Raw genomic sequence first — 10,977 nt, forward strand, 5'->3', positions numbered from 1 at the left:
TCAGGACCCCATGGTCGAGGACCACTTCGCCGCGAGCACCTTCGCGGCGTCGGCGACCTGTGCGTCGGTCAGCTCGACGTAGTCCTTCGGCGCGCCACCGGCAGCGTCGAGGGCATCCTGGTCGACCTTGCCCGACTTCTCCATCGCGGTGAGCGTCGCCGGGAAGGCGCCGGCCTGCAGGTACAGGTTCTGCGCCTCCGGGCTGGCGATGTACTCCTGCCACAGGCGGGCCGCGGCCGGGTGCGGAGCGTCCGCGCTGATGGCCTGCGAGTAGTACGAGCCGAGCGCCTGCCCCTCCGGCACGACGGTCTTCCAGTCCTTGTTGCCACTCGCGCCCGCTGCCGGTCCCCAGGCCAGGTTGTTGTACGACCACTGGATGACGACCGGGGTCTCACCCGAGGCGACCGTAGCCTGCGTCGGCAGGACGTTCTGGAAGTTGCCGGCCTTCTTCAGGTCGCCGAAGTAGTCGACGCCCTTGGTGATGTCGTCGGCCGAGCCGCCGTTCTCGAGCGCAGCCAGGTACACCGCCGAGGCAGCCTGGTTCGCCTGGGTCGGGTCGCCCGCGATCGAGACCTTGCCCTTGTACGCGCTGCCGAGCAGGTCGTTCAGGTCCTTCGGGGCGTCGGTGATCTTCGACGAGTCGTACCCGATCGACATCAGGCCGGTGTAGTCACGGGTCCAGGCGCCGTCCTGCTCCTTGAGGTCCGTGGGGATGTCGTCCCAGTTCGCGACCTTGTAGTCCGTGAGCAGGTCGAGGTTCTCCTGCAGCACCGCGTTGCCGAGGTCGAGCACGTCGGGCGCGGTGTCCTGGCCCTTCTGGGACTCCACGGCGGCGACCTCGTCGGCGCTCGAACCGTTCGGGTTCGCGGAGTTGATCGTGATGTCGTACTTCTTGGTGAAGCCGTCGATGATCTTGCCGTAGTTGGCCCACGACGGCGGGAGCGCGATGACGTTGAGCTGTCCCTCGGCCTTGGCGGCCGTGACCAGGGCGTCCATCCCGCCGGCCGACTCGGCGCTGGTGGCGGTCTTCCAGTCGGTGTCGTCCTTCGACGTGCTCGCCGAGCTGGTGGTGGAACATCCGGCGAGGGTGACGACGGCGGCGGCGGCGAGGGCGATGCCGGCCAGGGTGCGCTTGTGCTGCACGGGTGGGCCTTTCGGGTGGGGACGTCGGGGTGTCCCGGGAGTCCGGGTCGTGCACGATCGTGGACGCGGCCGGTTTCCGGCCCGTGCTGCGGCGGTGAACGACGGCGGAACAGCGGGTGCGCGTGTACGGCTTGCTCGTTCTGCTGGTGTGCCGGGTCGATTCGGGCGCGCCTCGTCGGTTCGGGCGTACGTCGTCGATTCGGGCGTACCTGGTCGGAAGTTCTGGGCAGGTACGCCCGAAAACACCGGGTATCGCGGGCGTTCTGGGAAGGAACGGGCGCGCTCAGGCCCCGAGCTCGACGAGGACCCGCGGGATCTCCGTCACGAGTTCGCTCGCCAGGTACCCGAGCGGCCCCACCTGCACAGCGAGCCGGTCGCCCGCGGCAGCGTGGACGTAGGACGCCCAGGCCACGGCCTGTGCCGGGTCGGCGCCGCGTGCGAGCAGCCCGGTGACCGCGCCGGACAGGACGTCGCCGCTGCCACTGGTGCCCAGGCCGCCCGAGCCGGTGCCCTTGAGCCATGCCCGACCGTGCGGCGTGGCGATGGCGTCACCGAGGGCCACGACCGCACCGAACCGGTTCGCGATCGCCACGGCATCGGCCACGTCGTCGTCGCTGCACTCCCGGCCGAGCAGGCGCTCGGCTTCGCCGGAGTTCGGCGTCATCACCAGTCGGCCCCGCAGCGGTTCGAGGTGCTCGCGCACCTCCGCCGCGACACCGAGGGCGAAGGCGTCGAGCACGACGGTGGTCTGCGGACCGATCACGTCGGCGAGCCCGGCCACGAGGTCGCGGGAACCGTCCGGCTCGTCGAGCCCCGGCCCGACCAGCACCGCGTCGGCGCTCGAGGCGCTCCCGGCGATGCCCTCGATCGCGCCGACGGCGATGTGTCCGTCCTGGTCCTCGTCGAGGGGTTCGACCCCGGACTCGGGCACCGCGACGGCGACCTCGTTCGCGACGCTCCGGCCGACGGCCAGCGTGAGGCGACCGGCGCCGACCCGGAGTGCGGCGAGCGCGGAGAGCATCGCTGCGCCCGGGGTCCGCGCGGCACCGCCGACGATGAGCACCTGCCCACGGCCGTACTTGCCGGCACCCACCTCGGGCAGTGGCCAGTCGCGGAGGAAGTTCGGGGTGACGGGTTCAACGGACATGTTCGTCGTCCTTCCGGCCGGTGTGCTGGGTGACCTCGTCGTCGTCCAGGTGCCCGACCGAGGAGAACTCCTCGAGCACCCACGGTGACCCGGCGTCGTCGCGTCGGAGTCGTGTGAGGGAGGCGTTCGCGACGGCGTGCGTCCGGGCGAACTCCATCAGTGCCGGCTCGTCGAGGTCGAGGCAGACCGCGACGGCGAGCATCACGACGGCGTCGTGCGCGGCGATCACCAGGCGCTCCGCTCCCTCGACCCGCTCGACGTCGCCGAGGACCGAACGGAGCCGGAGCATCACGTCGGCCCAGGACTCCCCGCCCGCCGGCCGGTGGTAGTACTTGCCGAGCCACCGCCGACGGCGTTCCTCGTCCGGGTAGCGGTTGCGGACACCCTGCAGGGTCAGCAGGTCGAGGACGCCCAGTTCGCGGTCACGGAGCCGTTCGTCCACCCGCTTCTCGGGCTCGCCGAGACCGGCTGCCTCGAGCGCGATCGCGATGGTCTGCTGTGCGCGCAGGTACGGGGAGACCCAGAGCGCAACGGGGACGTCGCCGATCCCCCGGTCGGCGAGCTCCTGCCCGAGGGCGCGAGACTGATCGGTGCCGAGGGGGCTGAGCGGGACGTCGGCGTCCCGGAACTCGACGTCGATCACGTCGTCGCCAGCGGCTTCGGCGCGAGCCGCTGCGACGTTCGCGACCGATTCGCCGTGACGGACGAGCCAGATCTCCTGCACTGCCATGCGGCCACGCTAGCCAGAGTGCGCTGTGCCGGTTCCCCGGTGCGGGATCACCCCGTCCGGCGCCGAGCGCTCCGGACCGGGCGGACCGCGCACGGGAGCCCCGCCGCCCGGAGGCGCAGCACCAGCGCCTCGAGGTCGAACAGGTCGCGCCACTCCAGCCGGATGATCGTGCGGACGCCCGGCACGGTGAGCAACCGACCGTGCCGCCGCTTCTCGTCGAGGAACACCTCTCGGCCCGACCCGGACCAGGCGGCCGACCCCCTGCGTCCGGGCTCGGCGGCGCAGGGTGGTGGCGTCGAGGCCGGCCTCTCGCGTGGCGGATGCTCGGAGGATGGGCAGCGACTCGTTCATGCACGTGACGATGCCGATCAGCCATCTGCTCCGGAGGCCGACGTCGAGAACTGTGGACGGGCCTCCAGGCCTGGGCGGTTGTGGAGGGAAGACGTTCCTTCCCAGAACGGGCGCGATGCCAAGCGGAATCGGGCGTACCTGGCCGAAAGTTCCGACCAGCTACGCCCGATTCGACCCGCTACGCCCGAATCCACCCGGCCGCCCACCCACCCGGCCGGCACGCACGCAGCACGGCGCCGGACGGAACGCACCCGTGTCCCGTCCGGCGCCGCGGTCTACCCCCGACGCACCCGCAGCGTCACGATCTCGAACGGCCGCAGCGTCAGCACGACCGGCTCCCCGGCCGACCACGAGGTCGGCGCACCCGTCGCCGAGCCCACCGATCGCTCGAGCAGGTCGACCGCCGTGACCGACGCGACGTCGAACCCGAAGTCCACGGCGACGTCGGTCGCCCGGCCCCCGAGTCCCTCGTACAGCCGGACGACCACGTCGCCGGAGCGGTCCTCGGCGAGCTTCACGGCCTCGACGAACACCTGCGGCGACGACACGGTCACGAGCGGCGCGACCGGGGCCGACCCGGGAACGCTCCGCACCGGCAGGTTCAGCCGGTACCCGGAGTCGGCTGCGTCGAGCACCGAGGCTCCCACCCGCAGCACCGTCCGGAAGACGTGGTGTCCCTGGTCGGCGTTCGGGTCCGGGAACGTCGGCCCCCGCAGCAGCGACTCCCGCACGAGCGTCGTGGTCCCGCCGTCGGCACGGGTCTCGCGCGTGATGTCGTGCCCGTAGGTGGAGTCGTTCGCCACCGCGACGCCGAACCCGGGCTCCGCGACGTGCACCCAGCGGTGCGCCGAGGTCTCGAAGCGGGCGTGGTCCCACGAGGTGTTCTGGTGCGTCGGCCGGTCGATGTACCCGAACTGGATCTCGCTCGACGCGGACGACGCGAGCACGTCGATCGGGAACGCGAGCTTGAGCAGCTTCTGGTGCTCGTGCCAGTCGACCTCGGTCTCGACGGTCAGCTCGGGTTCGCCCTCGACCGCCGAGTAGCGCGTCGTGAGCGTCGAGGCCCCGAAGGACCGTTCCACCACGAGCGCGGAGCCGTCGACCGAGACGGACGAGGCCGACAGCACCGTGCCGTTGCGCTGGTACGCGCGGTCGATGTCCCAGGCCTCCCACTGGTTCGGGGTGTCGCGGAACACCGTGTACTCGGCCGCCGCGGCACCCGGAGCGATCGCGTCGCGTCCGGTCGCGTGGTCGACGAACGACACGACGTGGCCGGCCACGTCGATGGTCGCGGTGACGACACCGGTGTCGAAGACGAAGCGGTCGCCGTCACGGACGGGAGAGACGGCTCGCGGCCCTTCGCCGAGCGAACCCCCGAGGGCGGTCACGTCTCCCGCCGCGACCGGCGAGGCGTTGAAGCGCACGACCGTCGCGGGGTCGGTACTCGAGCCCGTCCCGCCCGCGGCGAGCGCCGTCGTCGCGCTGCCGATCAGTCCCTCCAGCACCTCGGCGACCCGGGCGTACTGCTCCTCGGCGTTCTCGTACACCCACGCGATCGACGACCCCGGCAGGATGTCGTGGAACTGCTGCAGCAGCACGGTGTGCCAGGCTTCCTCGAGCTCCGCGTACGGGTACTCGCTGCCGAGTCGGACGGCGGCGGTGGCGGCCCAGAGCTCGGCTTCGCGGAGCAGGTGCTCGGAGCGGCGGTTGCCCTGCTTCGTGCGGATCTGCGATGTGTAGGTGCCGCGGTGGAACTCGAGGTACATCTCGCCCGACCAGACGCCCGGCGTCGGCAGCTCAGCCTCGAGCTGCTCGAACACCTGCGCCGGGGTGCCGAGCGTCACCCGGGGCGAACCGTCCAGGTCGTGCTGGCGGTGTGCGGCGCCCACCATCTCCGTGGTGGGGCCACCGCCGCCGTCGCCGAAGCCGTAGAGCAGCATCGACGTGTTCGCGGTGCCGCGCTCCTTGTTGCGGCGCTCCCCGCGGTGCAGGTCGGCGGGCGAGACGTCCGAGTTGTAGGTGTCGGCCGGGGGCAGGTGCGTCAGGACGCGCGAGCCGTCGATGCCCTCCCAGTGGAACGAGGTGTGCGGGATGACGTTCGTCTCGTTCCACGACGGCTTCTGGGTGACGAACCACTTCGAGCCGGCGGCGCGGACGATCTGCGGCAGGGCGCCCGAGTACCCGAACGAGTCGGGCAGCCAGGCCTCCGGGGTGTCGATGCCGAACTCCTCCAGGAAGAACCGCTTGCCGGCGACGAACTGCCGGGCCAGGGCCTCACCACCGGGCAGGTTTGTGTCCGACTCCACCCACATGCCACCGACCGGGATCCAGCGGCCCTCGGCCACGCGCTCCTTGATCCGGCCGAAGATCTCCGGGTACTCGTCGCGGATCCAGGCGTACTGCTGCGCGGACGAGCAGGCGAAGGTGAAGTCGGGGTCGCGGTCCATCAGGTCGAGCACGTTCGAGAACGTCCTGGCGCACTTCCGCTTCGTCTCCCGCACCGGCCACAGCCAGGCGGAGTCGATGTGGGCGTGCCCGACGGCGATCGCGCGGTGGGCGGCGGCGCTCGCGGGCACGGCCAGCGCCGGTGCAAGGGCCGCACGGGCGTCAGCGGCCGTGCCGGCGACGTCGTCCGGGTCGAGGGCGTCGGCGGCACGTTCGAGTGCGCGGAGGATGTCGGCGCCGCGCGTGCCGTCGGTGGGCAGCTCGGCCATCAGCCCGCGGAGCACCCAGAAGTCCTGCTGCAGCTCCCACACGGTCTCGTCGCGTTCGACGACCTCGAGCGCCTGCAACCGGTAGATCGGCTCGTCGCCGGCGGTCGACCGCGAGCCGAGCGGTGTCGCGCCCTGGAACGAGTCGCCGCCGATGTCCGGGTTCGCGCCGGCCTCGACGTAGAGCTCGAACGACTCCCCCGGGCCGACCTCGAGCGGCACGGCGTTGTTCCGCGGCTCGATGGCCTTGATCGTGGAGCCGTCCGGCCGGAAGGCGAGCCCCTCGGCCTGGAACCCGGGCTGCCGCTTCGTGAACCCCAGGTCGACGGACAGCTCGGCGGTCGTTCCCTGCGCGGTGCCGAAGTCGGCTGGCACGGTACCGGTGATCCGGAACCACGTCGTGCCCCACGGGCGCCCACCCCAGTGCGACCCCACCGTGAACGGTGTGTACGACTCGCGCACGGCGGCGTCGAACGGCACCGGTTCGCCCGGCACCTCCCACGCCTCGATCGTCACCGGTGCCGAGCGGCGGTGGACAGCGGGGTCGACACGGTCGCGGACGAGGCGGGCGATCCGGGCCTCGACGAGCGGTTCGTCGTGGTGCATGTGGTTCCTTTCGAGAGTGTGCCGGAGGGGACCGGCGGATCAGCCCTTGATGCCGCCGGCGAGGGCGTTGCCGCCGCCGAGGCCTCGGGACACGATCACGTAGAGGGCGATGACGGGGACGGAGTAGACGATCGAGAACGCGGCGAGCTGGCCGTACGCCACCGCCCCGTTCTGCCCGAAGAAGTTGAAGATGCTCACCGCGGCGGGCACCTTCTCGGGCGAGAGCAGCAGGACGAACGGGACGAAGAAGTTCCCCCACGCCTGGATGAACACGAAGATGAACACGACGGCGATGCCCGGGCGCATGAGCGGGATCACGATCCGCGTCAGGGTGGTGAGCATCGAGGCGCCGTCGGTCCACGCCGCCTCTTCCAGCGAGATCGGCACCGAGTCCATGAAGTTCTTCGCCATCCAGATCGCCATCGGCAGCGACGTCGCCGCGAGGAAGAAGATGCAGCCCCACACGTTGTCGATCAGGTTGAGCGACACGAACAACGCGTAGACGGGCACCATCATCGCGGTGATCGGCAGGCCGGTGCCGAACAGGATGCTGTACAGGAACGGCTTGTTGACCCGCATCTTGTAGCGGGACAGCGGGTACGCGGCCAGCAGCGCGAACACCACGGTGACGACCGCGGTGCCGCCGGAGAGCAGCAGGCTGTTCGCGAGCGGGATGAACGACAGCTCGGGGGTGAGCACCTGGGCGAAGTTGTCGAGCGTGAACTGCGTCGGCAGCTTCACCGACAGGGACGCCTGGGTGTCGACCGAGGCGAGGACGAGCCAGAGCAGCGGGACCGCGAAGCACACCGCGATGACGAGCAGCACGATGTTCGACACCCACCGCATCGTGCGGCCGCGCGGCGAGGTCATGTGCATCGACCCCGGCGCGGTCACCGAGCGGGTCGTGGTCTGGTCGAGGGACGGGGCTGTGATGGCCATCAGTCCACCTCCGGCTTGAGTGCCCGGATGTAGATGATCGAGAAGACCGCCCCCACCACGAGCAGGATGGTCGCGATCGCGGTCCCGAAGCCGAGCTGCGAGAACTTGAACGCTTCTTGGTAGGCGAGGATCGGCAGGGTGGACGAGTTCGTGCCCGGCCCGCCGCCGGTCATCACGAAGATGAGGGTGAACACCGACAGCGTCTGCAGCGTCGTCAGCATGAGGTTCGTCGAGATGCTCCGGCGGATCACCGGGAGCGTGATGTAGACGAGCCGCTGCCAGCCGGTGGCACCGTCGACCTCGGCGGACTCGGTGATCTCCTCGGGGACCTCCTGCACGGCGGCCGAGTAGACGAGCATCGAGAAGGCCGTGCCGCGCCAGATGTTCGCCAGGATCACGGCGAGCATCGGGTAGGTGTAGAGCCAGTTCGCACCGGTGATCCCGATCGACGCGAGGAACGTGTTCAGCGTCCCCTCGTCGTTGAAGAACGCGTAGGCGGCGAACGAGGCGACGATCTCGGGCAGGACCCACGCGGCGACGACGAACGTGCCGACGATCGCGCGGACGGCCTTGTTTGCGGAGCGCATCAGGAGCGCGAGGCCGAGTCCCAGCACGTTCTGTCCCACGACCGCCGAGGCCAGCAGGAACACGATCGTCAGGATGACGGACTTCGGGAAGTCCGGGTCCTGGAACAGCTCGACGTAGTTCTGGAAGCCGACGAACTGCTGATCGGCAGCACCGGCGCCGGTGAGCGCGGAGTTCGTGAACGACCCGTAGAACGACGAGATGACCGGGCCGAGCAGGAAGATGACGAGGAGGACCAGAGCGGGCAGGAGCGGGACCGCTCGGCCGACGTTCCGCAGTGGTCGCCGCTTGCGCGGCACGGGTGGATCGGTGCGCTTCGGCGCACCGGGCGCCGACAGCGTCGGCGCGAGGGGGGTGCTGGACACGATGGGTGCCTTCCGGGTGCGGAGGGGTTCCGAAGGTGGGGAAGGGCGGACGGGAGGCCCGTGGCGGCGACGCCACGCGCCTCCCGTCCGTCGTCTGGGCCGGCTGCGTCAGCCGGAGACCGTGTTCTCCTTGCCGACCACCTGCGTGACGGCCTTGTCGTAGGCGGCGGCCGCGTCCTTCGGCGACTGCTGCCCGGTCATCACGGCCTCCATGGCGACCTGGATCGCGTTCGAGACCTGCGAGTAGTCACTCGTCGCCGGGCGGAAGTTGGTGTTCTCCACCAGCCCCGAGAAGAACTTGAACGTCGGGTTCGCCGCCGTGTACTCCGGGTCGTCCGCGACGTCCTTCCGGACGGCGATCTGGCTGTTCTCGGTGTCGTACTTGAGCGACCCGTCCTTGTCCAGGAAGCTCGTGATGAAGTCGAACGCCGCCTGCGGGTTCTTCGACTTCGCGCCGACCGCCAGGGTCCACCCACCGGACATCGAGTTGTAGCCGGGGGCTTGGCCGTTCTGCGTCGGCATCGGCGCCTGGCCCATCACGTCGTTCCACTCGGGCCACGGCGCGGTGCCGGACTTCAGCCACGTGCCGGACTGCCACGAACCGTCGAGGTCGATCGCGAGCTTGCCCTCCGGCAGCCATGTCTGGGCGATGGTCGTGCCGACGTTGGTGTCGAGCGCCTGCTGCGGTGTCGGGCCGAGGCCGCCCTGGTAGACGTCCTTCACGAACTGCAGCGAGTCCTCGAACTGCTTCGAGCCCGTGACCCACTTCTTGTCCTTGTACAGCGTGTTGCCGGACCCGTCGGCGCCGTACAGGAGCATCTCGAAGCCCTGCATGGTCGAGGCCTCGCCCTGCGCCTTGCCCGAGTAGATGTTGAACGGGATGACGTCGGGCTGCTTCTGCTTGATGGTCTTCGCCGCTGCGAGGACGTCGTCCCAGGTCTTCGGCTTCCACGGGACGTCGATCCCGGCCTTCTCGAAGATGTCCTTGTTGTACCAGAGGGCTCGGGTGTCGGTGCCCATGGGGACGCCGTAGATCTTGCCGTCGTCACCCTGCCCGGCCTGCTTGGCGTTGTCGAAGAACTGGTCCCACTCGTCCCACTTGTCCGTGTACTTGTCGAGCGGCAGCAGGTACCCGGCCTCGGCGTCCGCCTTGACGAGGAAGGTGTCCTCGTACATGACGTCCGGGGCGGTGGCGGGCGCCTTGTTCATGAGCGCGAGCTTCGTGTAGTAGTCGTTGCCCTGGGCCTGGATCGGCACGAGGGTGACCTTCTTGCCGGGGTTGTCCTTCTCGTACTGCTTCTTGACGACCTTCATCTGGGCGTCGAGCTGCTGGAAGGCCCCGAACTTCTGGTACGCGATCTTGATCGTGTCGCTCGAGGCGGACCCCGAGGCTGAGCAGCCTGCCAGACCGACTGCGGCCACGGCCACGGCTGCGAGTCCGGCGATGATGCGGGTGCGTTTCATCGGTGCTCCTTTGCACGGGTGACGTCCGCGGGCTCCGTCGCCCGCGCGCAGGATTAGTCCAGCGTATTGACTTAACCGTGTCAAGGAGTTTCTGGGGGTGGGCGCGGCGGCCTGGGCGCACCTGGTCGAATCGGGCGTACCTGGTCGGAACTTTTCACCAGGTATGCCCGATCCCGCTCCCCATCACCGTGATCCCGCGCGCCTCGGGCACGTCCACGAGCAGCAAACTCGGACGCCCGACGTGCCGCCCCTGCCGGATCGTGAAGCGGTCGCCCGCCGATGTGTGGCCGGGCGAGGGTGGGGGTAACCCCCGGCCACTTCGGGGTGTGCACGTGATGTTTCAGCGACGGCTCCGTGCCGAGACTGGATCCATGAGCACCGACACGCGCCCCACCGCCGCCCGCCGCACCCTCCGGATCGCCCTCGCCTCCACCGCCGCGCTGTCCGCGCTGCTGCTGACCGCCGGCTGCAGTGCGATCCAGGACATGGTGCCGAACAAGACCCCGCAGAAGCACTTCGCCGCGTACTCCGATGCCCCGCACTCCGGCGAGTCGCAGGACCTGGCGTTCTTCATGCCGAAGTGGGTGCCGGAGGAGGCGAAGGACATCGACGTCCGGCTCCACGTCTCGCAGCCCGGCTACGTCATCGGGTTCTCGTCGGGGGACGGCGTCGACGTGGCCGACTGCACCCCGCTCGACGAGTCCTACGGCGGCACGGCGATGACCGCCGACTTCCTGCCGGAGCAGCTCCCGACGAAGGGTCTCGTCACCTGCGGCGACGGTCGCGCCGTCACCGAGATCGACGGCCGCTGGTACGGCTGGACCACGAAGGACGCGATCCCCGGTCAGGACGACACCCAGACCATGCACGGCACGGGGAACTGAGCGCACCCACCACCGGCCGGGAGGCGCGGGGCGGTGCCGCCCCGCGCCTCCC

The 10,977-nt window shown here is 70.1% G+C and carries 9 protein-coding genes; 1 reads left to right on the plus strand and 8 read right to left on the minus strand.

The genetic code is table 11. The features are described 5' to 3' along the window. The 8 genes from ITJ56_RS13910 to ITJ56_RS13945 all read right to left on the minus strand — a co-directional run bounded on the left by ITJ56_RS13910 (window position 1) and on the right by ITJ56_RS13945 (window position 10,041). Complete coding sequence (locus ITJ56_RS13910; RefSeq protein WP_194631206.1) at window positions 1-1,143, minus strand: ABC transporter substrate-binding protein; 1,143 nt, start codon at window positions 1,141-1,143, stop codon at window positions 1-3. A gap of 283 nt (window positions 1,144-1,426) precedes the next feature. Further along, a complete protein-coding gene (locus tag ITJ56_RS13915) occupies window positions 1,427-2,290 on the minus strand; it encodes an NAD(P)H-hydrate dehydratase (protein WP_194631207.1) in 864 nt (287 codons plus the stop codon). Further along, window positions 2,280-3,020, minus strand: coding sequence for a histidine phosphatase family protein (locus tag ITJ56_RS13920; RefSeq protein ID WP_194631208.1), 741 nt, complete (start codon window positions 3,018-3,020; stop codon window positions 2,280-2,282). The genes ITJ56_RS13915 and ITJ56_RS13920 overlap by 11 nt, the downstream gene beginning before the upstream one ends. A 47-nt stretch (window positions 3,021-3,067) precedes the next feature. Beyond that, the gene (locus tag ITJ56_RS13925) at window positions 3,068-3,247 is read right to left on the minus strand and encodes a hypothetical protein (RefSeq protein WP_194631209.1); all 180 of its coding nucleotides are present in this window, start codon (window positions 3,245-3,247) and stop codon (window positions 3,068-3,070) included. Between the two features lie 399 nt (window positions 3,248-3,646). After that, window positions 3,647-6,688, minus strand: coding sequence for an alpha-mannosidase (locus ITJ56_RS13930; RefSeq protein WP_194631210.1), 3,042 nt, complete (start codon window positions 6,686-6,688; stop codon window positions 3,647-3,649). Window positions 6,689-6,727: 39 nt separating this feature from the next. Continuing rightward, the gene (locus ITJ56_RS13935; RefSeq protein WP_194631216.1) at window positions 6,728-7,564 is read right to left on the minus strand and encodes a carbohydrate ABC transporter permease; all 837 of its coding nucleotides are present in this window, start codon (window positions 7,562-7,564) and stop codon (window positions 6,728-6,730) included. Between the two features lie 62 nt (window positions 7,565-7,626). After that, window positions 7,627-8,577: a carbohydrate ABC transporter permease gene (locus ITJ56_RS13940; protein ID WP_194631211.1), complete on the minus strand. Its 951-nt coding sequence runs from the start codon at window positions 8,575-8,577 to the stop codon at window positions 7,627-7,629. Between the two features lie 108 nt (window positions 8,578-8,685). Then, window positions 8,686-10,041, minus strand: a complete 1,356-nt coding sequence (locus tag ITJ56_RS13945) for an extracellular solute-binding protein (RefSeq protein WP_194631212.1) — start codon at window positions 10,039-10,041, stop codon at window positions 8,686-8,688. A gap of 371 nt (window positions 10,042-10,412) precedes the next feature. On the opposite strand from ITJ56_RS13945, the gene ITJ56_RS13950 reads away from it, so the two are divergent. Next, a complete protein-coding gene (locus ITJ56_RS13950) occupies window positions 10,413-10,925 on the plus strand; it encodes a hypothetical protein (RefSeq protein ID WP_194631213.1) in 513 nt (170 codons plus the stop codon). Window positions 10,926-10,977: the final 52 nt, after the last annotated feature.

The sequence above is a fragment of the Curtobacterium sp. VKM Ac-1376 genome (assembly GCF_015351025.1).
Lineage (GTDB): Bacteria > Actinomycetota > Actinomycetes > Actinomycetales > Microbacteriaceae > Curtobacterium.

Coding starts and splice junctions, on each gene's coding strand:
- ITJ56_RS13930 (WP_194631210.1), bottom strand. CDS start 6,688: ATGCACCACGACGAACCGCTCGTCGAGGCCCGGATCGCCCGCCTCGTC.
- ITJ56_RS13915 (WP_194631207.1), bottom strand. CDS start 2,290: ATGTCCGTTGAACCCGTCACCCCGAACTTCCTCCGCGACTGGCCACTG.
- ITJ56_RS13945 (WP_194631212.1), bottom strand. CDS start 10,041: ATGAAACGCACCCGCATCATCGCCGGACTCGCAGCCGTGGCCGTGGCC.
- ITJ56_RS13935 (WP_194631216.1), bottom strand. CDS start 7,564: ATGCACATGACCTCGCCGCGCGGCCGCACGATGCGGTGGGTGTCGAAC.
- ITJ56_RS13950 (WP_194631213.1), top strand. CDS start 10,413: ATGAGCACCGACACGCGCCCCACCGCCGCCCGCCGCACCCTCCGGATC.
- ITJ56_RS13920 (WP_194631208.1), bottom strand. CDS start 3,020: ATGGCAGTGCAGGAGATCTGGCTCGTCCGTCACGGCGAATCGGTCGCG.